General features: G+C 56.1%; 23 protein-coding genes. 11 read left to right on the forward strand and 12 right to left on the reverse strand.

Translation table 11 applies throughout. The annotated features are described in order from the left end of the window. Position 1: 1 nt before the first annotated feature. From K8R57_01515 to ftsH, 4 genes are all read right to left on the reverse strand, one after another. Positions 2–760 (reverse strand): metal ABC transporter ATP-binding protein, encoded by a 759-nt coding sequence (locus K8R57_01515; protein MCE9586975.1) that lies wholly within the window; start codon positions 758–760, stop codon positions 2–4. Further along, positions 757–1,245: a hypothetical protein gene (locus tag K8R57_01520; GenBank protein MCE9586976.1), complete on the reverse strand. Its 489-nt coding sequence runs from the start codon at positions 1,243–1,245 to the stop codon at positions 757–759. The genes K8R57_01515 and K8R57_01520 overlap by 4 nt, the downstream gene beginning before the upstream one ends. Before the next feature lie 87 nt (positions 1,246–1,332). Continuing rightward, positions 1,333–1,932, reverse strand: a complete 600-nt coding sequence (locus K8R57_01525; GenBank protein MCE9586977.1) for a HupE/UreJ family protein — start codon at positions 1,930–1,932, stop codon at positions 1,333–1,335. Between the two features lie 32 nt (positions 1,933–1,964). Further along, the gene (ftsH, locus tag K8R57_01530) at positions 1,965–4,028 is read right to left on the reverse strand and encodes an ATP-dependent zinc metalloprotease FtsH (GenBank protein ID MCE9586978.1); all 2,064 of its coding nucleotides are present in this window, start codon (positions 4,026–4,028) and stop codon (positions 1,965–1,967) included. A 101-nt stretch (positions 4,029–4,129) separates the two neighbouring features. On the opposite strand from ftsH, the gene K8R57_01535 reads away from it, so the two are divergent. Next, positions 4,130–4,894: a polysaccharide deacetylase family protein gene (locus K8R57_01535; GenBank protein ID MCE9586979.1), complete on the forward strand. Its 765-nt coding sequence runs from the start codon at positions 4,130–4,132 to the stop codon at positions 4,892–4,894. Positions 4,895–4,915: 21 nt separating this feature from the next. After that, on the forward strand, positions 4,916–7,312 hold the full coding sequence (locus K8R57_01540; GenBank protein ID MCE9586980.1) for a glycosyltransferase: 2,397 nt from the start codon (positions 4,916–4,918) through the stop codon (positions 7,310–7,312). A 15-nt stretch (positions 7,313–7,327) separates the two neighbouring features. On the opposite strand, the gene K8R57_01545 is transcribed toward K8R57_01540, so the two are convergent. From K8R57_01545 to K8R57_01555, 3 genes are read right to left on the reverse strand one after another with little or no spacing between them, the layout of a single operon-like run. Then, positions 7,328–8,605, reverse strand: coding sequence for a hypothetical protein (locus K8R57_01545; GenBank protein ID MCE9586981.1), 1,278 nt, complete (start codon positions 8,603–8,605; stop codon positions 7,328–7,330). Next, complete coding sequence (locus tag K8R57_01550; protein ID MCE9586982.1) at positions 8,602–9,198, reverse strand: RsmD family RNA methyltransferase; 597 nt, start codon at positions 9,196–9,198, stop codon at positions 8,602–8,604. The genes K8R57_01545 and K8R57_01550 overlap by 4 nt, the downstream gene beginning before the upstream one ends. Before the next feature lie 9 nt (positions 9,199–9,207). Then, positions 9,208–10,671 carry an AsmA-like C-terminal region-containing protein gene (locus tag K8R57_01555; protein MCE9586983.1) on the reverse strand — a complete coding sequence of 488 codons (1,464 nt, stop codon included), beginning with the start codon at positions 10,669–10,671 and terminating at the stop codon, positions 9,208–9,210. 54 nt (positions 10,672–10,725) lie between these two features. Between K8R57_01555 and K8R57_01560 the strand changes: the two genes are divergently transcribed. Both K8R57_01560 and K8R57_01565 read left to right on the forward strand, forming a co-directional pair. Further along, on the forward strand, positions 10,726–11,604 hold the full coding sequence (locus K8R57_01560) for a diacylglycerol kinase family lipid kinase (protein MCE9586984.1): 879 nt from the start codon (positions 10,726–10,728) through the stop codon (positions 11,602–11,604). A gap of 19 nt (positions 11,605–11,623) precedes the next feature. Then, a complete protein-coding gene (locus K8R57_01565; protein ID MCE9586985.1) occupies positions 11,624–12,262 on the forward strand; it encodes a rhomboid family intramembrane serine protease in 639 nt (212 codons plus the stop codon). Here K8R57_01565 and K8R57_01570 read toward each other — a convergent pair whose 3' ends face one another. Further along, complete coding sequence (locus K8R57_01570; protein ID MCE9586986.1) at positions 12,263–13,570, reverse strand: AI-2E family transporter; 1,308 nt, start codon at positions 13,568–13,570, stop codon at positions 12,263–12,265. A 13-nt stretch (positions 13,571–13,583) separates the two neighbouring features. After that, a complete protein-coding gene (locus K8R57_01575) occupies positions 13,584–14,150 on the reverse strand; it encodes a 5-formyltetrahydrofolate cyclo-ligase (GenBank protein ID MCE9586987.1) in 567 nt (188 codons plus the stop codon). A gap of 121 nt (positions 14,151–14,271) precedes the next feature. Between K8R57_01575 and K8R57_01580 the strand changes: the two genes are divergently transcribed. Beyond that, positions 14,272–15,189, forward strand: a complete 918-nt coding sequence (locus tag K8R57_01580; GenBank protein MCE9586988.1) for an MBL fold metallo-hydrolase — start codon at positions 14,272–14,274, stop codon at positions 15,187–15,189. 155 nt (positions 15,190–15,344) lie between these two features. On the opposite strand, the gene K8R57_01585 is transcribed toward K8R57_01580, so the two are convergent. Beyond that, complete coding sequence (locus K8R57_01585) at positions 15,345–15,932, reverse strand: peptidylprolyl isomerase (protein ID MCE9586989.1); 588 nt, start codon at positions 15,930–15,932, stop codon at positions 15,345–15,347. Positions 15,933–16,070: 138 nt separating this feature from the next. Between K8R57_01585 and K8R57_01590 the strand changes: the two genes are divergently transcribed. From K8R57_01590 to hisA, 6 genes are read left to right on the forward strand one after another with little or no spacing between them, the layout of a single operon-like run. Beyond that, positions 16,071–16,928 carry a carbon-nitrogen hydrolase gene (locus K8R57_01590; protein MCE9586990.1) on the forward strand — a complete coding sequence of 286 codons (858 nt, stop codon included), beginning with the start codon at positions 16,071–16,073 and terminating at the stop codon, positions 16,926–16,928. Positions 16,929–16,933: 5 nt separating this feature from the next. Further along, a complete protein-coding gene (locus K8R57_01595; protein ID MCE9586991.1) occupies positions 16,934–17,722 on the forward strand; it encodes a M14 family metallocarboxypeptidase in 789 nt (262 codons plus the stop codon). A 27-nt stretch (positions 17,723–17,749) separates the two neighbouring features. Then, the gene (locus K8R57_01600) at positions 17,750–18,889 is read left to right on the forward strand and encodes a hypothetical protein (GenBank protein MCE9586992.1); all 1,140 of its coding nucleotides are present in this window, start codon (positions 17,750–17,752) and stop codon (positions 18,887–18,889) included. A 26-nt stretch (positions 18,890–18,915) separates the two neighbouring features. Next, positions 18,916–19,512 (forward strand): imidazoleglycerol-phosphate dehydratase HisB, encoded by a 597-nt coding sequence (hisB, locus tag K8R57_01605; GenBank protein ID MCE9586993.1) that lies wholly within the window; start codon positions 18,916–18,918, stop codon positions 19,510–19,512. After that, positions 19,509–20,135: an imidazole glycerol phosphate synthase subunit HisH gene (gene hisH / locus K8R57_01610; GenBank protein ID MCE9586994.1), complete on the forward strand. Its 627-nt coding sequence runs from the start codon at positions 19,509–19,511 to the stop codon at positions 20,133–20,135. Before hisB ends, hisH begins: the two co-directional genes overlap by 4 nt. Positions 20,136–20,185: 50 nt before the next feature. Further along, entirely contained in the window at positions 20,186–20,899 is a 714-nt protein-coding gene (gene hisA / locus K8R57_01615; protein ID MCE9586995.1) for a 1-(5-phosphoribosyl)-5-[(5-phosphoribosylamino)methylideneamino]imidazole-4-carboxamide isomerase, read from the forward strand. A 97-nt stretch (positions 20,900–20,996) separates the two neighbouring features. Here the strand turns inward: hisA and K8R57_01620 are convergent, their stop codons facing one another. Both K8R57_01620 and leuS read right to left on the reverse strand, forming a co-directional pair. Further along, positions 20,997–21,413 (reverse strand): hypothetical protein, encoded by a 417-nt coding sequence (locus K8R57_01620; GenBank protein ID MCE9586996.1) that lies wholly within the window; start codon positions 21,411–21,413, stop codon positions 20,997–20,999. A gap of 44 nt (positions 21,414–21,457) precedes the next feature. Beyond that, on the reverse strand, positions 21,458–24,046 hold the full coding sequence (gene leuS / locus K8R57_01625; GenBank protein ID MCE9586997.1) for a leucine--tRNA ligase: 2,589 nt from the start codon (positions 24,044–24,046) through the stop codon (positions 21,458–21,460). Positions 24,047–24,055 lie beyond the last annotated feature (9 nt).

Consider the following 24,055-nt stretch of genomic DNA (forward strand, 5'->3'; position numbering starts at 1 on the left):
GTCAGGAATGATAATGAGTCCCGGAGTAGATCGCCGTGCCATAGGCGCACTCTAGATTTTGAGGACTGAGGGCTTCCGATGTGGGACCGCAGGCAACTAGCTCTCCGTTGAGTAGGATAGCAGTGTCGAAGAGGGACTCTGCTTCTGCCAGGGCATGGTGTGAGACTAGCAGGAGTTTCCCCCGCTCTCGAAGAGTCCCTAGGGCGGATGCTAGGGCTGCTGCGCTGGTACGGTCGAGTCCAGCGAACGGCTCGTCGAGAAGGTAGAGGTCTGCCTCCTGGGCCCAGGCACGCGCGAGGAAGGCCCTCTGCTGCTGGCCTCCGGAGAGTTCCTTGATCTGGCGGCGTGCCAGCGGTGTCAGGCTGAAGAGTTCCAGAGCCTCCTCAACGGCCGTCTGATCGCGTTGGGAAAATGATCCAATAAGTCCAACCTGATGATAGCGCCCCATCTCGACAAGTCCGCGTACTGTCACCGGAAAGTCCCAGTCCACCGATTCTCGCTGGGGAAGGTAGGCGATGAGGGAGGCCGCTTGATCAAGGGCGATTCCTTCAATGAGGATGCGACCCGTTTCCGGATTTAACAATCCGGCAACAGATTTAAGAAGTGTCGATTTACCAGCACCATTCGGACCGAAAAGACCCACGCAGTGTCCCGAGGAAAGTGAGAGCGAGAGGTGATGGATCGCGGGAACCCGGTGATAACTCACCGTCAGATCCTCGATGCGGAGCATCGGCTCTCTCTCATGGTGCGGTGTGCTCATGGCAGGAAGGACTCGGGAATGGAAAGGGTATCCTCCACGGTTTTCTGGCCCCAGAAGCTTTTTTCAAGCGGTGCCTGATAGCCATGAACCAGCACCTCGAGACGGAGGGCATGTGGTTCTTCGTCGCCCCAATCCGCGGAGATCAGCAGATCTTCACCTTTGGTTATCTCACTAGCAGTTCGGTATTCGCCCCGGGAGATCTGATCTTTCTCGGTGAGCAGTTTCCTTCCTGCCTGAGTGATCAGGCAATGCTGTGGTGAGGGGGCTGCATGGAGGAGCAGTGTGGCTCGTAGTGTCGGCCTCTTTCCCAGGTTCAAGAGATCAGAGGCATCCGGAGTAGAGGATGTGTGGGTCTCCGTTGAGCTTGCTATCGGCATCACTGCTTGCGGAGTGGCCCTGTGCAGTGTCAGGCGGCAAACCGGCCAGAGAACCGCCGCGAGCACAAGCAGAACGATAGCAAGTCGAAGCAGTGGTTTTCCCTTCATGAGTGAAGCTTCACTTTACGGATACCTCCCCGAAAGGGAAAGTCCGTTGAGTCTTGTGATGACTCGGTCTTGGTCCGGTGATTAAACCTAGAAATAGAAGTCGTAGACCGCAAAAGCGAGGAGGCAGAGTCCGGCGGTCCGCATCAGCATGGCAAATTTTTGATCCCGAAGGAGCAATCCTGCGCCCACACCACTGGCATGGAGTAGTGAGGTGACGATGATCATGCCAGCAAAGAACATGACAGGAAGAACTCCTGATGGCATCTCCGAGCCATGGATATAACCATGACAGAGTCCTGCTGCACCGACGCAGAGGGAGGAAATCAGCAGGGAAGGGCGCCAGGCCATACCCAAGGCCGCACCGAGCAGGACAATCGAAGCGAGGATGCCATGCTCGACAAAAGGTTGATGGACTCCGCAGAGGTCCAGGCCCATGGCGCCTCCAATCATCATGGAGCCGACGAAGGAGGAGGGGAGAAGCCAGAGGGCGCGACCGCCTATCTGAACGGCCCAGAGACCCACGGCCACCATGACAAGAAAATGATCAATTCCGGTCAGAGGATGAAGGAAACCCGCCCGAGCTACTCCCGCCATATCCTGAGAGTGGAACTGGGAAGGGTGGGCTGTTGCGGCAACTGCGGATCCGAAAAGACCTATGAGCAGCAGGAGGGGAAGATGGCGTTTCATGCGACTGAACCTGCTGAGGAGAAGAGGTAATTTCAAGCCGGAACCGGAGCCGGCAGTCCACCCGTCGGGTAGTCCGGCTCAATCGGTTTGCTCACTTCGGCGGAAGGGGTATTCGAAGGTGGGGGCGGGAGTGGAGGCGGCTTCTGGGCGATCACGGGAGGATTACGCATGTAGCCGAGATTGATCAGATCCTCAACTTGTGAACCCTCGAGGGTTTCAAATTCCAACAAGGCATGGGCGATAAGTTTCACCTTCTCTTTCTGCACCTCAAGGACCTCCGTGGCTTGGCGGTAGGCATCGTCGATGAGGCGCTTGACCTCGCTGTCGATCTGTTGAGCTGTGGATTCGCTGTATTCGCGCGAGCGGCCAGCGTCACGGCCCATGAAGACAAGTTCATTTTCATCGCTGAAGCGGATCATGCCAAGGTTGCTCATACCCCACTCGCAGACCATACGTCGGGCGAGTTTTGTAGCCTGGGCGATGTCGCCGGAAGCACCATTGGAGACATCCCCTGTGAACATTTCCTCAGCGATGCGTCCACCCATGGTCATGATCAACATGGCGAGGGCCTCCTTGCGCTGGGTGGCGTACTTGTCGCCCTCGGGAAGGTACATGGTGGCTCCCAGGTACTGGCCACGCGGGATGATAGTGACCTTGTGAAGCGGATGAGTATGGTCGATCACCACATTGAGCAGGGCATGGCCCGCCTCATGCCAGGCGGTGGAGGTTTTTTCCTGCTCACTCATTGCCATACTGCGGCGCTCCTTGCCCCAGCGAACTTTGTCACGGGCCTCTTCGAGATCGGGCTGTTCGATCGATGATTGTCCCTTGCGGGCAGCCATGAGGGCTGCTTCATTGAGGACATTCGCGAGTTCCGCGCCGGAGTAACCGGGGGTACCTCTTGCAATCAGGCTCAGGTCGACCGATTCGGAGAGTTTCACCTTCTTGGCATGGACCCGGAGGATTTCTTCACGACCCTTCACATCAGGGAGGCTGACGGTGACCTGACGATCGAAGCGGCCCGGACGCAGCAACGCTGGATCAAGGACATCGGGGCGGTTGGTGGCGGCGATGATGATGACGCCGTCCTGCGCGTCGAATCCGTCCATCTCCACGAGGAGTTGATTAAGGGTTTGCTCGCGTTCATCATGTCCGCCGCCGACTCCATGGCCGCGATGACGGCCGACGGCGTCGATCTCGTCGATGAAGATGAGGCAGGGGGCATTCTTACGACCCTGTTCGAACATGTCGCGGACGCGCGAGGCTCCGACACCGACAAACATTTCGACAAAATCCGAACCGCTGATGTTGAAGAAGGGGACATCGGCTTCGCCGGCAATGGCACGGGCTAGCAGAGTTTTGCCAGTGCCGGGTGCACCGATCATGAGGACGCCCTTGGGGATGCGGCCGCCCAGTTTCTGGAATTTCTTGGGATCTTTGAGGAATTCCACGAGCTCCTGGACCTCGTCCTTTGCCTCTTCGACGCCGGCGACGTCCTTGAAGGTGATCTTATTCTTCTCCTTGGCGAGCATCTTGGCCTTGCTTTTGCCGAAGTTCATGGCGCCGCGTCCCGCCATCTTGATCTGCGAGCGGAAGAAGAAGTAGAGGACGACGAGAAAGAGGGCAATCGGCAGGATGTTCAGGATGGTCGAGGCCAGCATGTTCGATTCAGGACGGACGTTCGGAGTGATGCCAGCTGCTGCGAGTTCCTTTTCCAGGGTCGTGCCATTGAAGGGCATGTAGACGGAGGTCTTGAAAGGGGTCGGGATTTCCTCGGTGGCTGGAGGAACTGCTTTTTTCCGATAATAGCCGGAGAGGTACTGGGTATTGCGCCCCTCCTCGATGACCAGTTCCATGGGCTTGTCCTGGGTAGAGATGATCTTGCCCTCCTTGAGCAGGCTTTCGAATTTCGGCAGGGTGATCTCATCCGTCGCGACCATGCTGGAGCCCCGGAACAGGAAGGCGCCGCCGATCAGGGCGAAGGCAATCGCGAATAGGAGCAGGCCGCGCCAGTTGAATTGAGGCTCCGGAGCGCCGGGGGGGCGCTTTGGCTTGGAGGAGTTGCTGTTTTGGGAATCGGGTGTCTCGTCTGGCATTGCGTGAAGCTATTGACTACATCAGATAACACACCCTGCGGCCAATGCAAACTGCACCCCTCACACCGGCCGATCGGCTTACTTTAACCGGGAAGGAAAACTTGGATCCATCACTGGTGGTTTCGATTCATGATGTCTCTACCGTGACCCGGGAACGGGTTGTCGAGATGCTTAAGGATCTTAAGACTGTGGGGGTGACTGTGACTTCACTACTTGTGATTCCGGACCATCATCACAAGGGCAGGATCAATGCGGATCCAACGTTCGTGGAGTGGCTTCGTGAAGTCGCTGGACAGGGACATGAAGCAGTACAGCATGGATTTTATCATCTGAGGCAGACGAAACAGGGCGAGGGTCTGGCGACTAAAATAATCACCCGTTCCTATACCGCGGGGGAGGGGGAGTTCCATGACCTGTCAAGGGAAGAGGCCACCGCACTGCTCCTTCAAGGTAAAGAGGCGCTTGAGGCATGTGGCATCACGCCTGTGGGCTTCATCGCCCCTGCCTGGCTACTTGGAAAAGAAGCCGAGTTAGCAGTCAGAAATATGGGATTCGACTACACGACCCGGATTGGTGAGGTTATTGACTGCAAGGATGACTGCAAAGAAGGACGATCATTCCGCGCCCGCAGCATGGTCTATAGTGTGAGAGCTCCGTGGCGCCGGGGAGTCAGTCTTCTCTGGAATGAGTTGCTTGCTAAGCGTCTAAAGTCGGCACCCCTGCTTCGGATAGGGCTTCATCCCCCCGACTGGGATCATCAGTCGATCCGCGACCATGCGATTGCCTGTATCAAGAGGGCTGTCGAGAAACGCCAGGTCACAACTTACGCAAGATGGCTCGACCAATGGCGCGGTAGCGGACATTAAAGGATCCGTTGAATAAATCCCATGGCGCTCGTCGACCTCCATCTCCATACCCGTCACAGCCTCCGCTCCCCTGAGTGGCTGCTGCGCCGCTTGAATGTTCCGGCGAGCGTTTCCGATCCGAAGCTCCTTCTTGAGCAGCTGCGCCGAGCCGGGATGGATTTTTTCACCTTCACGGATGATGACTCGATCGAGGGTTGTCTCGAGATCGCCCATCTTCCCGGGGTCTTTATCAGCGAGTCGGTGACGGCCGTTTTTCCAGAGGATGGGTGCCGTGTTTCAATCCTGGTTTGGGGGATCACGGAGGGCCAGCACGCTGAGATCCAGGGGCTCAAGGCTAACATTTACGAGCTTCAGCAGTATCTCGTTCACCATGACCTCGCTCATGGTGTTGCCCAATGCCTCCATGGACTCTCCCACAAGCTGAGGCCGGTCCACTTGATGAAGCTGGCACTGCTTTTCCGACACTTCGAGGGGATCAATGGCAGTGAAGGGGCCTTTCTTGCCAGCGTGACCCGCTATCTCTTCGGCCTCACCCCCTCCGACATTGAGCGGTTCACAATAATCACCGGTCTTCAGCCGACCCATGAGGAGCCCTGGCGTAAGGTCTGGTTCGGCGGCTCAGACGATCATGGGGGGACGATTCCCGGCAAAACCTCCACGGAAATCCCTGAAGCCCGGGACGTTACCCAGCTGCTTCGCCACATCAGGGAAGGTCGTTGCGAACCGCGTGGAGACTCGGGCAATCCGCTCCGTGCCGCCCTCGACACCTATCAGGTTGCCTTCTCCTATGCTAAGAAGCGTCTTGACGGGCACGCCGCCTCACCAACCATCCGTCTTGTCGAGAAGGCCTTCGCCCGCTTCATGGAGGGGAAGGATCCGACAACTTTTACCGCTGGGGAGAAATTCGCATTCCTGGCCCAAGGGATAGCCAGCGGCAAGATCTTCGAACTCGCCAATCCTGGTCCACGCTCGCTCTGGAAAGAGCTTTCCGGTGCCTTGAACGAGCCTGCAATGAGGGCGGAACTGACTAAAGAACTCGAGGGGGTCGAGGATACTAGCCGCAGGGCCTTCCTTATGGCGAACATGATGGCAAGCCGTCTTGCTTACCGCCTCACGATGCAGTTCCTCGAGCAGTTGATGGACGGACGCTTCCTCGAGAGTATACAGATGGTTGGGCCCGTCATTCCGCTGGTGGCTCTGCTCAGTCCCTATCTTTACGCATTCCGCACACCTCCGCGTCACCGTCTGAGGGAAGCCTCCCTTGCGATGAAGGGTGCCATCGCTCCGGAGTTAGCCAATAAACGCCGGGCCTGGTTCACCGACACGCTTGACGATGTGAATGGCGTCTCCACAACGATCCAGAAAATGAGCGCCGCGATCGCCTCCAATGGAAAGGGGGTCGAGGTGATGGTCTCCCGCCACGAGGTCGATGTCCCCGGCATCCCGCTCAAGAACTTCCCTCCGATCGGAGAGTTCGAGTTGCCGGAATATGAGCTTCAGAAGCTGAGCTTCCCGCCGCTACTTCAGATCATCGATCATCTACAGACCGGCAATTTTACCGAGGTGATCATCAGCACTCCCGGCCCCGTGGGGTTGGCGGCCCTTGGCGCGGCGCGCGTGCTTGGTCTTCCCACGGCCGGCATCTACCACACTGACTTTCCCGAGTATGTCCGCATTCTGACCGAGGATGGACTGATGGAGTCGCTGACCTGGAACTACATGCACTGGTTCTATGCGCAGCTCGACATCATCTATGTGAATTCAGACCATTACCGTCAGTGCTGGATAGGCAGGGGAATTTCTCCTGAGAAGATCAAGATTCTACCCCGTGGTCTCGATACAGGCCTCTTCCATCCCGAGAAGAGAAAACTGGATTTCTGGAAGAAGCGCGGCCTCCGTGACGGCGAGGTTGGTGCCCTCTATGTAGGCCGGGTATCGCGTGAGAAAAACCTCGATCTCTATGCCGCCGCGTTCCGGCGTCTGCTGGCTGCCGGGGTGAAGGTCCGTCCGCTGATCGTCGGCGATGGCCCGTACGCTGCGATGATGAAGGAGCTACTGCCTGAAGGAATTTACACCGGAAGCCTCCACAAGGAGGAGCTTGCAAGCGCCTATGCCTCGGCCGACTTCTTTGTTTTCCCCAGCACGACCGACACCTTCGGGAATGTGGTCATCGAGGCTCAGGCCAGTGGATTGCCCGTGATTGTCTCCGATGTCGGCGGTCCGAAGGATCTTGTCGAGGATGGGGTCGATGGAAGGGTCACCAAGGGACTCGATCTTGACGCCCTTACCTCCGCAGTCAGGCAGTTGGTAGAAGATGAAGAGCTTCGCAAGCGGATGGGCGAAGCCTCGCGGGCAAGGGTTGCGGAAAGAGATTGGTCGGGTGCGGCTCGACTTTTCTGGGAAGGAAGCGAGGAGTAGGAAAAAAGCTGAAGACTAAAGGCGGGGGAGAAGTTTTTCCACGAGTTCGCAGTTCCTTACCGTGGCTCCTTGGTGTGGTTTTAGGACGTTGTTGGCGGCGGCGATCATGCTCGTCCTTTTTTCTGCGTTGCTGAGCAGTGATCGGACGGAGTTGATTATCTCCTTTTGGTCATTCACGCGGATTGCGGCGCCCGCTTCGCAGAGTTGCGTTGCGAGGGGTTCGAAGTTGCCGGTATGCGGGCCTATAAGCACGGGGACGCCGGCCTGCAGAGGTTCGATCATGTTCTGTCCTCCGTGATTTTCCGAGAAGGGAAGGCTTTTTCCTACGAACACGATCGTGGCTCTGGAATACCAGGAGTTCAGTTCTCCGGTGGTATCGAGCAAGAGTGGCTCCTCGGAAAGTTCAGCGCCTTCGGAACGAAGATGGCATGGGATTCCTAGTTTTTTCAACGTGCTGCGGATCTCGTTCCGTCGTTCGACATGGCGAGGGGTGATCATCAGACGCAGGTCCGGAAATTCCGTTTTCAGATCTAGCCACGCTGTGGCGATTTCGAGTTCCTCTCCCTCATGGGTGCTCGCAGCTAGAAAGATCGTATGAATGATGGGATCAGCGCTCCCGGAGGTAGTCGGGCCGTGCATTGAGTCATGTTTGATGTTTCCCGTCAGGTGGAGCAGTGCTGGCTTTATCCCCAGCGAGAGCCATCGCGCTTCATCCGCAGGATCAGTCAGTGTGATTAGGTCGAGCTGATTGAAGAAAGGAGCCGTGAAGGTGCGAGCCATGCGGAATCGTTTTTCAGAGCGTGGAGAAAGTCGTGCATTGAGCAGGGCGACTGGTATGCCGAGTTCTTTGCAAGTCGAGATGCGGTTGGGCCAGAGATCGGCCTCCACCATGAGGAGAGCCGATGGGCGGAGTCTCTTGATCAATCGTCGTGTGATGACAGGAAAGTCGATTGGATTGGCAATCGGCTCCAGCCAGTCGGAGGCCGATCGCTCAAGGATCGCGAGCCCTGTGGATGTCGTGGTGCTGATGAGGAAGCGTGATTCCGGATTCCGGTGGTGAAACTTTGAGGCGAATTTCAGCGCGATGCCGACCTCTCCCACGCTCACGGCATGGATCCAGATTCTTTGCTGACCGATCCGTGCCGCAGTTGCCCGATCGAAGATACCAAAGCGCTGGAGCGCCTTGTTCCCGTACCCGCCCCGTTTCCGGATGCGCACGAGATAACTAGGCAGAAGGATCAGCAGGATCGGTGCAAAGAGCAGATTATAGAGGAAGATCGATATCCTTCTCATGATGCTCGGCGAAGGATCAGGATGCGGGACTCGCCGTAATTCCGATCGGAAAGGATCTCCCACGGGATTAAAGAGGTGGAGGGGGTGAGTGAGGGAAGGGGCTGCCTGCGTTCGCATTCGAGGATGAGGAGTCCTTCGACACCGAGTGCCTTTGGCATATTCGGATGACTAAGCAAGTTGTCGGCCAGATTGGTTACATCTCCGACCGAAGGTCTTGTATCCTTTAGGTAAGGAGGGTCGGCAAAGATGAGGTCGAATCCTTCTTCCTCAACATAGAGGTCCAGGAAACGAAAGGCATCCATCTGCTGAACGGTTGTAGGAAGTCGATCGAGTCGGGTCGATTGGAGATTCTTCCTGATAACGCCCGTCGTTGGCCCTAGGTGTTCCACGAAGGTTGCTGAGGCAGCTCCCCTGCTCAGCGCCTCAATACCAAGGGCGCCACTTCCGGCAAAGAGATCCAGAACACGCGCCTCGGGAACGCGTTCACCCAGAGAGGAGAAGATAGCTCCCCGCACCCGGTCCATCGTGGGTCTGGTATTTTTATCCGGTGGCTGAAGGGAGAGTCCTCCGGCCGAGCCTGCAATCACACGCATTCCTGATTCTTAGTGTGCCGGCTGAGGCATCGCCGGAGTCTGCTGCTGGGGTTGAGGTGCCGGTGCCTGGGGAGCAGGCTTACCGAAAAGACCCTGAAGGAGGCCGCCCAGCCCTCCCAGATTCCCGCCGAGATGAATGCCGGTGAGACGCTCGATAAGATCCGTCCTTGGATTGGAAGCTGGACCTGACACATGGAAAGTCACTTGGGAGTAACCCGGTTCGGGAGCCGGAGTCAGTTGTGATCCCAGCAGGCCATGCAGGCGTCCCGTGAGTTTTTCATTAAAGAGCAGTCGAGAGTCCAGATTGAGCTCTCCGGAGGGCTGGAGGGGGCCCTTGGCGGCAAGGATCAGGTTTGCCGAGCGCAGGAAGAGTTCGTCGATCACGACATGTCCCTGATCGATACGAAAAAGACAACGGCCCTCGGCGAGATTCAGGAGTTTTAGCTCATCGATATTGAGCAGCTGGCCGATTTGTTTCAAAAAAGCCACGGGTTCTATCGTGGCTTCTTTGCATCGAAGAGATCCCTTGCCTGTCATGGTGGCTCCGATTCCAGCTGTGCCTGCACACATGAGATCCCCGTCTATTTGTCCTTCTGCATTGGATGACCCAAGAGAGGCGTCTCCAAGTAATTTTCTCAGACTGGCTGCGGAGAGTTGGAGTGAGCAGTTATAGTCGGGTGAACTTGGGGGTAGGCCGCATCGGAGAGCACCGGTCAGGCGACCTTCACCCATTATTGCCGAGATATTTTGCAGCATAAGAGTAGCTCCCTTCGGTCCTGGTTCGGCTTCTGCATTTGCTGCAAGATCGTGGACAATCAGGGAGTCGCTGATGACGGCCGATGTCGCCATGATTTTCATGCCTCCTTTTTCCTCATGTGCGTTCAGATCGTTGAGACGCAAAACCGGATGAGAACCTTCATCCAGAACGGAACACTCGCCGTGCTGGATAGAGAGGTGGGGGAGCCAGGAGGCAAGGTCGAGAGGGAGCGATGATTTCTTACTCTCAGATTCCTGGGGTTGCTTTGCAGGAGAGGAAGGTGTGTTGACCCCCATCGCAGAAGGTGTGGCAGTTAGTGTCTGGCTGAGGAGGGCAGGAAGTTTCGGCGCAGTTGTTGTGCTACTTGAGCCTAGTTTCAGGATGGCCGACGGGTGATTCAGCGAGATGGCTTCCGGCGCGAGCTCGCCCTTCAGCAGGTCAGCCCAAGAGATATATACCGTAAATGAATCGGCGGAGGCCATGGCAAGCTGTTCAGTCGGGGTCACGATGACTTTGCCAAGACGGATGCCGCCCGCAGGATTAAGGAACACGCTCTTGAAGGAGATCGGAGTGCCAAGGGCTGACGACAGGGTCGATCGAATCCGATCCTGGATTCCTGGGAGTTGCAGGGTGAGATTCGCCGCAAAAAGCAGAAGCAGGAAAATCCCTAAAAGAATCGTTCCCATGAAAAGAAAGGGCTTGGCAATCGAACGCACCCGACCAACTTAGGTGTCCTGCAGCAATTGTGAAGTGTGAAGAATCTCCTCATTATCCTTAATCCGGCAGCCCACAGCAACAAGGCGGGGCGTCTTCCCGAACAGATCCGTGAGGTTTCCGGTGATGTGGAAATGCGCCTCAGTAGCATGCCGGGAGATGCGGAACTGATTGCGAGGAGTGCTGTGAAAGAGGGTTTTTCGACGATTGTCGCAGCGGGAGGTGACGGGACCATCAACGAGGTGATGAACGGAATCATCTCCGCAGGCGGGCAAGACGTAACGTTGGGCATTCTCCCCGTAGGCACCATGAATGTTTTTGCCGTTGAACTAGGAATCCCGCTGAATTCCCTGGAGAAGGCTTGGCAGATAATCATGACCGGAGAGGTGCGCTGCATCGATCTTCCAATCTGTTCCGCCGGGGGTGTCGAGCGCTGTTTTGTCCAGTTAGCCGGGGCGGGACTCGATGCCGAGGTCGTCAGGCGAACCACGAGGGAATCAAAGAAAGCCTTGGGTCCTCTGAGTTATCTCCTTTCTCTTGCCCAGGTGGCCGGACAAAAACCGCCTCCCATCACGTTGAAAAGCCATGACGGGGCATTGAGGAATGGATCGTTTGTGTTACTGGGGAACGGGCGTTTCTACGGTGGCCCGTTCACGATGTTCCGTCAGGGTTCTCAGGTTGACGGCCTGCTGGATGTTCTCGTTTTTCAGAGTCAAGGTCCCTGGGATCTTCTGCGATACATGCATGCCATTCTGATGGGGCAGCATGCGGAACTGAAGGACGTGGAGTATTTTCAGACATCGTCCCTGGAACTCTCTTCCGAAGAACCGGTCCCTTACGAACTCGATGGCGAGATGGTCGGCTATCTCCCGTTGACTATTTCCCTACGGGCGGGCGCTTTTTCTGTTCTTGCGCCGGGGCCAATAGCAGGTTGACTCCACATCAATCGGGACAATGGAACGCCTGCGCTGCTCTCCTGTCACCGCGATCCTCTTCGGGATCAACCTGACGCTTTTCCTTTCGGAAGAGCTCTTCCGATTCTTTTTTGATTGTTCGCTCTTTCCTTATTTGGCGCTGAGTCGAGAGGGGTTGACGGGTGGGGGATGGTGGCAGTTGGTAACCCATGCGTTTCTTCATGGTAACCTGCTGCATTTCGTCGTGAACATGGTGGCGCTCTGGTTCACGGGTCCGCTCCTCGAGGAGCTACTCGGACCTCTCCGCTACCTTCTGCTTTATCTCGCGGGGGCTGTGTTCGGAGGGATCCTGCAGACCCTTGTGACACCAGGCAGCATTGATCTGGTGGGGGCTTCCGGATCGGTCTGTGCCCTCTTGGTGGGCTTTGGAACGCTCTTTCCAAACTTGCAGATCACCGCGCTTATTTTCTTCATCATTCCCGTGAAAATGAAAGCCTCCACACTCGGTTGGCTTGTCATCGTGGCATCCCTGCTTTTCTGGCTCTTGGGAGTCGAGCGCCAGATCGGGCATCTCGCCCATCTTGGGGGAGGTATCGCAGGATTTGTGATCTGCTTGTTCTACAAGAAGCTGGGACTGGTGCGACAGATCTCCGAGCTCCCGCCGCCGCTACCTGACTAATCAGAGAGGCAATTCCACGATCATTGTAGAGGTCTTTTTTTCGACTGTCTTCTCGATGGTTCCCTCGATCTTCAGGGATTGCTTGACTGGTTGGATGGGAGGAAGATCCCAGAAGTAGCGACGCAGGAGAACTTTCATCGTGGCAGTGAGGGGGACGGCAAGTAAGGCGCCGAGCAGACCTCCCAAGACGATCGTCCAGGCAAAGACCGAGATGATCACGGTCATGGGATGGAGGCCGACTGATTCGCCGATGATTTTCGGAGAGATAAAGATCCCGTCCAGATTGTGGGCCACCAGAAAAACAATCAACACAAGGGTCGGATGCCATAGGTCCCCGTACTGAGCCAACGCAATCAGTAGTGCCGGGGCCACGCAGAGGACCATGCCGAGGTAGGGAATCAGGCAGAGGATCCCTACCATGAGTCCTATGAGGAAGGCAAAGTCGAGATGCACGATCAGGAACAGTGCCGTGCCAACAACAGCTCCATCGATCATACTCACCAGCAGTTGACCGCGGAAGAAGTGGATCAAATAGTCATTGATCTCGTTGAAAAGCGAAACGATCTCCTCCTTGAGAGGGGAGGCCCGGAGAGGCAGGTAACGGCTCCAATTGGTTCCGATCTGCGGTGACTCTAGCAGGAAGAAGAAGAGAAAGACAGGAACCAGAATCAGGCTGAGCAGGAATCCAAGGATACCGAAAACACCTCCGATGCTTTTTTGAAGAAAAGTCCCGGTAGCGGAGGCGATGGTCGGCAGTTTCTCCTGCATCCAGGCAAGGCCGTTGCTGGCAAGCTCGATGCCGTAGAGTTTGATACGGTCAGGCGTGAGATCCTCGAGCGGGAAGATTGGGATATGGGTGGCAACCCCGGCGGGCTTGATTGCTACTGTACTGGCTTTCAGAGCCGCCAGTTTCTGGAGTTCAGCGGCTGATTGTTTGGCCAGAGAGCTGATGCTTTCACTGTAGGCGGGGATGCGGCTGGCAAAGATGCTACCCTGATGCTCGAGGGCAGGGGCGATTGTGATGCCGATGAGTACCAGGCCTGCGCTGAAGAGAACAAAGACGATGACGACGGCCCAGGTGCGCGGGATTCTCCATTTGCAGAGCAAACCCACGACGGGAGTCAACAGATACGCGAGCACGGCTGCGATCGCGATCGGTGTGAGGACCGGCTTCAAATAGCCACATGCGGAAACGATGCTCCAACCTGCGAGTAGAATGACCGAGATGAATGCTAAGGCCGCCACGGCCGTCAAGGCTGCCCAGCAGACTTTCTTCTGAAAAGATGTGGGAAGTTCGGGGTAGGCCATAAGTTACTAGCAATTATCCTCTTTCTCCCAGTTTGTCCAATGTGCTCCCGGCCCGATAGATCTTTCGAGGGGTGACAACTAAGTCCATCGGGATGTCATCACTGCCGCATGGTACCTCAGCCACGATCTGCCAATCCCAGGCAAGTCCTGCCTTGATACCCCGAAACTCTGGGTGTCCAAGCAGGCGGTCGTAGAATCCTTTCCCCCGTCCGAGTCGTCCGCACTTCGGATCAAATGCCAATCCCGGTATCAAAGCCAGATCGACCTCGGAGAGTGCAGCTCGATCCCAGCTTTCGGGATCCGGTTCGTTAATGCCGTAGGACCCAGTAGTCCAGCGGCTTCTGGGGCTCATCCTGTAGATTTCCAAATGATCCCCTTCAATCCTTGGAAAGAAAAAGGAATATTCCGGAGCGGCGCTGATGAGCTCCATGGGATCGGGTTCCCACTGGATAGGAGAGAAGAGGAGGACGGAAGAGGAAGTTTTCCAGACATCCAGCTTGAGAATATTTTCCACAAACGAAGCCTCGGCTTCGAACGGTAAAGGCAAAAGCAAAGATCTCTCATCAGAGATCTTTTTCATCCGCTCACGTAGCCTTTGCTTTTCAGCAGTTCTCATCCACTCTTTCTATGACATAAACGAGGCGACCATGGTCAAAAAACTTCTAAAGCAAGGAACCGAGAATATCAGGAAGAGGGTTGCTATGCAGACCAAACCAAAGCCGCAGTCCAAGTCGAAACCTGAACACCATGTCTCGATGAAGCTCGGGGAGGGATGGCATAAGCGCAACTTCCTCACCGAGGTCATCATTCCTTCGCTCTTCTCGGCGAGGGAAGTTGTTTCCTTCACGACAAAACTGCCGGATCTCTCAGCAGGAGAGCTTGCCATCACGTGGATCGGTCATGCCTCCTTCCTTATCCAGACTCCCGAACATTCCATCCTGATCGATCCCAACTGGGCCAAATGGCTGAAGGTCATCAAGAGGCTTAAGGAGCCGGGGCTTGAGATCCACGAACTTCCTGCGATCGATCTGGTTCTTGTTAGTCATGCCCACTTCGATCATCTCGACAAGAAATCCCTCCGGGCCGTGGCGGCTGATCAGCCCATCATCGTGCCCGAGCATGTCGGTGATCTTGTCAGTGGTCTCGGCTTTAACCGCGTGCAGGAGCTGAAGCGTTGGGAGAGCATGGAGCTCGGTTCGCTGAAGATCACCCTGACCCCGGCCCACCACTGGGGTGCCAGGATGCTGCATGACAAGCACCGTGGGTTCGGCGGATTCCTGATCGAGTATGCCGGACGCACGATCTTTCACTGCGGCGACAGTGCCTGGTTTGAGGGATTTGCTCAGATTGGAGAGCGTTCCAAGATAGACATAGCACTACTCCCGATCGGAGCCTACGACGCTCCGACCGGGCGGGATGTTCACATGAATCCCGAAGAGGCACTGCGTGCCTTCACTGCTCTCGGAGCCGAGATCATGATCCCGATGCACTACGGCACCTTCCGGCTAGGATTTGAACCGATGGAAGAGCCTCCCGATCGCTTGCTAGGTCATGCCCGCTCGCTGGGAATCGATGAAAAAATTCGGATTCTTAAGGAAGGCGAACCTGCCGTCTTTTAAAACTCACAGGGATAAAGGGGATAAAGGGGATGTGATCAGCTCTAGGAGTTTTCTTTTCTCCTCGAAACAAAAAGGCGTTGGACTCATTTCTGAGCCAACGCCTTTTTTATGAATTCCTAAAAGTCTAAAAGACTCCAGTCTTCAGTCTATCCGGCTTACTTGGAGAGCGCCTTGTTCCAAACAGCGATCTGCGCGGACTGCGCAGCGAAGAGAGACTCGGGTGAATCGACGATCTCGATACCGGTAATCTTGTCGCCCTGTTTGATGGCATTTACAACCTCCTGGTCCTTTGGTCCATCGACGGCGCCGAAGATGGCATGCTTGCCGTCAAGCCATGGGGTCGGGACATGGGTGATGAAGAACTGACTGCCGTTGGTGCCGGGTCCGGAATTGGCCATTGAGAAGAGACCGCCGCGGTCGTGCTTGAGACCGGGAGCGAACTCATCGGCGAATTTATAACCGGGACCACCCATACCGGTACCAGTCGGATCGCCACCCTGGATCATGAAGTCAGGGATGACGCGGTGGAAGGTGATGCCGTCATAGAAGCCGCGGCGGGCGAGATTCAGATAGTTCGCTACAGTGATCGGGGCCTTGCTGGCATACATGGTCGCATGGATATCTCCCTTGGATGTGTGGAGGGTGATGCGGATGTCCTTGACGGGTTCGGCGGGGTTTGCGGCTCCGGCAATACCGGGGGCCATGCAAAGAGTGGTGGAAAGGGCGAAAAGTGTCTTTTTCATTGGACTTCTATTGGGTAGCAGAGAGGGGTGCCAAAGAAAGCCAAAACACCCAAATCTTCAAAAGCTTCTAAAGTTTTGCGGAAAAACTCCCGAGCGTCCTCGGTTCCCAAGGACACGATCACCGTGGGCTTGGTCCAGATGCGTTGCGTCAGTTCTGTCTCGGAAAATCTTAAGACCGCCATCCGTCTGATTCGGGAAGCTGCCAAGAAAGGGGCTAAGGTGGTCTGCCTGCCGGAGCTTTTCCTGAGCGAGTACTTCTGCCAGAGCGAGGATCACGACTATTTCAAGCTGGCCGAAGTGATCCCGGGACCAACCACGAAGTCGCTAGGCAAAGTGGCAAAGGAGCTGGGTGTAGTGATCATGGCCTCTCTCTTCGAGCGCCGGGCGCCGGGCCTCTATCACAACACGACGGCCGTCATCGAGGCCGACGGCAAGTATCTCGGTAAGTACCGGAAGATGCATATTCCCGATGATCCGCTTTTCTACGAGAAGTTTTACTTCACGCCGGGTGATCTCGGTTTTCGCAACTGGAAGACCAGTGCGGGTGATCTGGGTGTACTCATCTGCTGGGACCAGTGGTATCCCGAGGCGGCACGCCTTACGGCCCTGCAGGGTTCGGAGGTGATTTTCTATCCAACCGCGATCGGCTGGCATCCCTCGGAAAAGGAGCAGTATGGGGAGAATCAGAAAGCCGCCTGGCAACTCGCCCAGCGTGCCCATGCATTAGCCAACGGCTGCTATGTCTGCGGAATCAATCGCATCGGCCACGAGAACCCTGTGGCTTCTGCAGGAGGGGAGGGGTTGGAGTTCTGGGGAGGGACTTTTGTCGCCGCGCCTAACGGACAGATCATCGCCGAGGCTCCGGCTGACAAAGAGATGGTCCTTGTTGTCGATCTCGACCGCCAGTTCATGGATACTCAACGAACTCACTGGCCTTTCCTACGAGACCGCCGGATCGATGCCTATGGGGGGATCGAAAAGCGCTTTATCGATTAATTCGATTGAAGAAAGCGATAGCCAATACCGATCCGCTGCCTGATCAGGTGCGGGATTACCGTCTCCTGATGGAGCGGTGGCTTACGCTCGTGAACCGGATTCCCTCACTCGATCTCTCGGTGTATGCAGAGGCGGAGGGCTATCCCCTGATGGTTGTCCGTTCGGAACGTCATGACCCGAAGGTGCCCTCTGTCTATCTGTCTGCCGGCATTCATGGGGATGAACCAGCCGCAGTTGAGGGATTGATCCGCTGGGCAGAGACCTCTCTCGGGAAAGTTGCATCCTGGAACTGGATGATCTTTCCATGTCTCAACCCATGGGGGCTGGAGCGGAATATCCGCTTTGATGCCGAGAACCGCGATCTCAACCGGTTCTATGATTCAAAGAAAGTTCCCCAGATTGTGGCCCAGCTTTCCTTAATGAAGGGGAGCCGCTTTGATGTGGCTGTCACTCTGCACGAGGACTACGACGCACGAGGTTTTTATCTTTACGAGGTGGCTGCCAAGCGTCCCCATTGGGGCGAATTGCTTTGCGCCGAACTCATCTCCGTGTTGGACGCTGATCCACGCCGCAAGATAGACGGTCATTCCGCTCGTAACGGTCTGATTAGGCGCAAAATCAAGCCAGATATGATGAAGGGGCATCCCGAGGCTTTTTGCCTGCATTTTCAGCATGCAGCGAGGACCTTCACTCTGGAGACGCCTTCTGAGGAATCTCTCGGCCGGCGTGTTCGACTTCAGGAGCGCTTCCTTGCCTCGACGGTCAAAAAAGTGAAACTGGGTATGGTTTCCTGAGAAAAAACAGATAAGTTAAATTTTTTGATGAAGCGCATTAATTCTTCCCTGCTTTGCCTTCTGGTTGTGACCTCCGTGGCGGTGACCTTGAGGGCCGACCTCATCACCCTCAAGGATGGAAGGAAAATCAAAGGTGAGATCCTGAGCGAGAAACCTGATGCCGTTCTGATAGAGTATTACGTCACCCCGACGATCAAGGATCAGAAGGTCTATTCTCGCGATAATATTGATCGCATGGTCGTGACTCCCGCTGACGAGAAGGCCTTCCTGGCGATCGGGAATCTGGCCACACCCGACACGGTCCTTGACACAGTATTCTACGACCAACTCATCGATAAAAAGATCCCGGAGTATCTAGGGCGCTACCGCTATTCGAAGCATCTCGCGGAGCTTCGTGAGGACCTCCGTGCTCTTGAAGCGGAACGTTCCAGAGTGCGCCGCGGAGACCGCAGAATCAACGGATTCTGGATCACCGCTGCCCAGATCGCAGCGGATCCTTATCAATCGGGGGCGAAGATCAAGTTTGCCGAGATTAAGGAATTGGCCGCGACGAACGATTGTGTGTCTTCGCTACAATCCTATGAAATGCTTGAGAAGGAATTCCCGGGGGCGGAGGTCATGCCAGATGCCATCGAGCTGGCCCAGATTCAGATCGATCAACTTCAGGAAAAACTCGCCATTGCGAAGACCAACTTCGAAATCATCGATAAGCGTCGCCAGAAAGCCATTGCTCTGGCCCCTGCGGACCAGGCTAGGGAGATCAATGATGCTCTGAATAACGAGAAACTTGCGGCCACTAATGCCCTGGCGACTGCAACCGCCGACGGTTCTAAGTTCTTCCCTATCTTCCAGAACAGCAAGGAGTCCATGGACGCTCTCCAGACACTGATCACGGCCGAAAAAACTCGCCTCACAGCCCTCCAGAAGATCCCGATGACGGAGGGGTTGGCCGCCTCAAGTCAATGCGCCAGACTTGTCTCCGAGGGAAAGCTCAAGGAGGCGCAGGACCTGTTGACTAAATCTCAGACCCTTTGGCCAGCAAACATTGAGAACACCCGGCTCAAGCTCCGGTTGGATGATCTTGCCAAATCCCTGGCTGCTTCCACCGCTGCGGCTGCAGTCGCAGCCCAAGCAGCAGCAGCAGCTCCTAAAAAACCGACTCCGTAACCGACACCTATCACACCCGTTAAGCCATGACCGACACAGTCCGCTCCGCATCCCTCGATCGCAAGACTACTGAGACAGAGATCACCCTCCATATCTCACTCGATGGCGAAGGGAGATCCTCCGTCCGAACCGGCATTCCGTTCTTCGACCACATGCTGACCCTGTTTTCCCGTCACTCCCTCATTGATCTGGATATCGAGGCGAAAGGAGACATCGAGGTCGACTATCACCACACCGTGGAGGATGTCGGATTGGCACTCGGAGCCGCTTTAACGAAGGCTCTCGGTGACAAATCGGGGATCCGACGTTATGGCAGTGCCTATGTTCCGATGGATGAAGCCCTAGCCCGTGTTGTGGTGGATTGCAGCGGACGACCCTACCTTGCCTACGAGGTGCCGCGCGGCGTTGAGGCGATTGGACTCTTTCCCTTCCAGCTCGTCGAGGAGTTCCTGCGTGCATTCAGCGTACAGGCTGGTCTGACGCTCCATGTTTCCATTTTGGCCGGACGTGATGCTCATCACATGGCGGAGGCGATCTTCAAGGCGCTGGGACGCGCCCTCGATGTCGCGGTTTCCCGTGATGACCGGGTGAAGGGAATCCCCAGCACCAAGGGCGTGCTGTGAGTAAGCCGCCGCTTCTCGGTCTCGTCGACTACGGCAGTGGTAATCTCCGCAGCGTCCAGCGTGCTATCGAGCATGCCGGTGGTGAATGCATCCATGTCCAGAGCGAGGCCGACACGACGAACTGTGCCGCCCTGGTGGTTCCCGGTGTCGGCTCTTTCGGGGATTGTGCACGCCAGCTTCGGGAGACGGGGCTCTGGGAAGTGATCAAGTCTTGGATCGGTACCAACAAGCCCTATCTCGGCATCTGCCTGGGCTACCAGCTTCTCTTCGACTCGAGCGAGGAATCGCCAGGTGTGGAGGGCCTCGGCGCTCTTCGTGGGAAAGTTGTCCACTTTTCCAAGTCCTCGGGACTCAAGATTCCCCATATGGGATGGAATCAACTGCACATCCACAAACCCTCGGATCGCCTGATGACGGGTCTGGTTGAGAATCCCGATTTCTACTTCGTCCATTCCTACTACCCGGTTCCCGAGGATGATGAGGTCATCACTTCCACCTGTACCTATGGAGTGGAATTCGCAGCCAGTGTCTCTAAAGGCAACCTGAGCGCTGTTCAGTTCCATCCGGAGAAGAGTCAGGAGCTTGGATTGTCCATGCTCAGGAATTTTATCTCCTCCCTCTAAGATACCTCTTCACTTTTCCACCTTTTACCTTTCACTTTCCACTTCACAAAATGCTCCTTTATCCCGCCATTGATCTCATGGATGGTCAGGTTGTCCGTCTGGAACGCGGCCTTGCCGCAAAAAAAACAATCTACAGTGATGATCCTGTCGCCATGGCATTAAAGTGGGAGGCTGCCGGGGCCGACTGGATTCACTTGGTGGATCTCGATGCCGCCTTTGAAGGAAAGAGCCGAAATCTGGACGTCATTCGTGCGATTGCCCAGGCTGTCACTGTGCCTTGCGAACTCGGTGGAGGGATGCGTGATGCAGGATCGATCGAGGCGGGCCTAGCCACCGGAGTTCGCAGGGTCATCATCGGAACCAAAGCGGCCGAACCTGGTTTCTTGGCAGAAGCTGCAGGTGCCTTCGGGCCTTCGCAGCTAGCGGTGGGTATTGATGCCAAGGAGGGAAAGGTGGCGGTGAAGGGATGGGTGGAGACGATGGAGATGACTGCCCTAGATCTTGCCCGTGAGGCTGTGAATGTCGGGATCCGAACGATCATTTATACCGACATCGCAACAGACGGAATGCTTCAGGGGCCCAATCTTGCAGCCATGCGCGAGATGGCACTCACTGTTCCCTGCGACCTGATCGCGAGTGGCGGGGTGTCGGGCCCGGAAGATCTCCGTCAGCTCGCCATGATTCCTGGGATCCATGGGGCGATCATTGGACGCGCGCTGTACGAGGGACGGATGCCTGAGGATCTACGAAGTATCCTGAAGTGATCGAGATGGAGCTCGGGAGCCTGCAGACTATAGCTCAAAATAGCTATAGTCTTCATTTAATGAGCGCTGCTTAAGCAGTCTGATCGAAAAATCGGCACTAGTCCTGCTTGAACTTGGTGTGCCCCTCTTTCTTGATCGGGCCAACGGCCGACAGAAGAGTTTTTGCCTGATCGTATTTCCCAGTGCTCACGGCCTCCTCGATCTGATTGAAGGCGGCGGAGAGTTTGTCGATCTGAGCCCTGTAGTCAGCCAGAAACCTTTCCCTATCAGCTTGTGGAACCGAGGCAGCCTTGCGTGGATCCAATCCCTTGGCGTCGGAAGCGGCCTGCTTGAGGGTCTCCATCAGCGTGACACTTGACTGCTGCTTCGCTGGATCGGCGATCTGTCCGGAGAGCTGTTTCATGCTCCTGGCCATGATCTGCATCTGCTTCTCAAGCGGTGTGTCTTCGTCGGCGCGGAGTGAGAACACCAAGGTAATCAAGGAAAAGGAAAGGAGAAGGTTGCGGATTTTCATAAGATGATGATGTGATGGGGAAGAGTGAAAGGATTCGGAAGAAATTAGACCACCACGATATTTACCAAGCGTCCTGGGACGACGATCACTTTCTTCACTTCCTTGCCTTCTAGGAGCTCTGCGAGCGCCAGATCCGCAAATGCAGCCTTCTCCACGCTCTCCTTATCGGCTCCCGTTGGAACTGTCAGATGGCCGCGAACCTTCCCATTGATCTGGACCGCATAGGTAATCTCGTCAACGACGAGATACTCTTCATTCCATGCGGGCCATGCCGACTGAGAAGCGAGACCTCCGAATCCCGAAAACTTCGCCGAGAGGCGAGACCAGAGCTCCTCAACTAGGTGAGGGGCGAAGGGACTCAGCAATGGCAGGAAGAGACGGAGAGCCCCTAAGGGGCGGGGCTTCGCGTTCGTGAACTCGTTCGTGAAGATCATCATCTGCGAGATCGCCGTGTTGAAACTGAGCGACTCGATGTCTTGAGTGACCTTCTTGATTGTGGTATGCAGGACGCGGCGTTGGATTGAGCTTAACTCCTGCTCCGCGAGATCGTCGGAGAGAACCCAATTCCTCTCCTGATCCTCCGTCATCGCCATGCGCCAGACGCGGGCAAGGAATCGGTAGACCCCCTCGACACCGGTCATGCTCCACGGCTTCCCATGCTCCAAGGGGCCCATGAACATCTCGTAGAGTCGGAGCGAGTCGGCTCCGTATTCGGTGACGACCGAGTCGGGGTTGACGACATTACCACGGCTCTTCGACATCTTCTGGCCGTCATCTCCGAGGATCATCCCTTGGTTGACTAGGCGTTGGAACGGCTCCGGGGTGCTGAGTTGTCCGAGATCGAAGAGAACCTTGTGCCAGAAACGGGCATAGAGCAGGTGCAGCACCGCATGCTCGGTACCACCCACATAGAGATCGACTCCACCGGGAGCGCCTGTTCCACCCATCCAGTACTGCTCGGCTGCTTTGGCGACAAAGCGCTCAGAGTTCTTCGGATCGCAGAAACGCAGGTAGTACCAGCAGGAGCCTGCCCATTGGGGCATCGTGTTCAGTTCCCGGCGAGCGGTTTCGGAATATCGGACCCAATCGACGGCCTTTGATAGCGGAGGCTCGGCGGTTCCAGTCGGTTTGAAATCCTCCATCGCAGGGGGTTCCAAGGGAAGTTCACTAGCGTCGAGTGGACGGTGGGTGCCGTTCTCCCAAACGATAGGGAAGGGCTCTCCCCAGTAACGCTGACGGGAAAAGAGCCAGTCGCGCAGCTTATAGGTGATAGTGCCCTTGCCGAAGCCTTGCTCTTCAAGCCAGGTGATCATCTTTTGTTTGGCTTCCGGCGTGCGCAGCCCGTCGATCTGACCTGAATTCACAACTATGCCTTTCCCACTAAAACAGACTTTTTTTCCATCTGAGGCGCCATCGGCAGCTTCATCGGGAAGGACCACCTCACGGATGGGGAGGCCAAAGGTGACTGCGAACTCATGGTCGCGCTCGTCATGGGCAGGGACTGCCATGATGGCGCCCGTCCCGTATCCGGTAAGGACATAGTCTGCAATCCAGACGGGGATCTTCTCGTTGTTGACCGGATTGATGGCAGAGATCCCGAGAGGTACTCCTGTCTTCTCCTTCGCTAAGTCGGTCCGCTCGAGATCGCTTTTGGAGGAGCAGGCTTTCTTGTAGGCTGTGACAGCTTCTGCCTGGGCGGCAGCGGTAATCTTCTCAACGAGCGGATGCTCCGGAGCCAAGACAAGATAGGTGGCGCCAAAGAGGGTTTCGGGCCGGGTTGTGAAGACAGTGACTGTTTGCTCCAGTCCCTCAACGCCTTCGAGGCCCTCTAGTCCGAAGTGTACTTCGGCGCCCTCGCTTCGACCGATCCAGTTGCGCTGAAGCAGCTTGATCGATTCCGGCCAGTCAAGGCCGTCAAGATCCGCGATCAGACGCTCCGTGTAGGCCGTGATTCGAAGCATCCACTGACGCATCGGACGGCGCTCGACCGGGAACCCTCCGACCTCACTCTTGCCATCCACGACCTCCTCGTTGGCCAGCACGGTTCCGAGTTCGGGGCACCAGTTCACCGGTTTATCAGAAACAAAGGCCAGTCGGACGCTGTCAGGATCCTCACCCGTGTAGGTGGAGATCGGTTCCGCGCGATTCGTGGTGGGGTTCACCCAGGCATTGTAGAGCTGGAGGAATATCCACTGGGTCCATCGGAAGTACTCCGGATCCGTCGTGCTGATCTCGCGCGACCAGTCATAGCTGAACCCAAGCGACTGGAGTTGGCTGCGGAAGTTATCGATATTCCGCTGGGTCGTGATCCGGGGATGTTGCCCCGTTTTGATCGCATACTGCTCGGCAGGAAGACCAAAAGCATCCCATCCCATCGGATGCAGCACATTATCACCCTTCAGTCGGTGATAGCGGGCGAGAATGTCGGTGGCCGTATACCCCTCGACATGGCCTACATGGAGACCGTCTCCGCTGGGGTAGGGAAACATATCGAGCACGTAGTACTTCTTGGCATCGGCGCGGAAACTCGGATCTCCAGGATTTGCAGCACAGAAGGCTCCGGACTCCAGCCAATGCTTCTGCCAACGGGCTTCGAATTCGGGAAAGGGATAGTTCTTGCGGGTAACGGACATCTGGTTCGA

The sequence above is a fragment of the Verrucomicrobiota bacterium genome, from assembly GCA_021413925.1.
Lineage (GTDB): Bacteria > Verrucomicrobiota > Verrucomicrobiia > Chthoniobacterales > UBA6821 > UBA6821.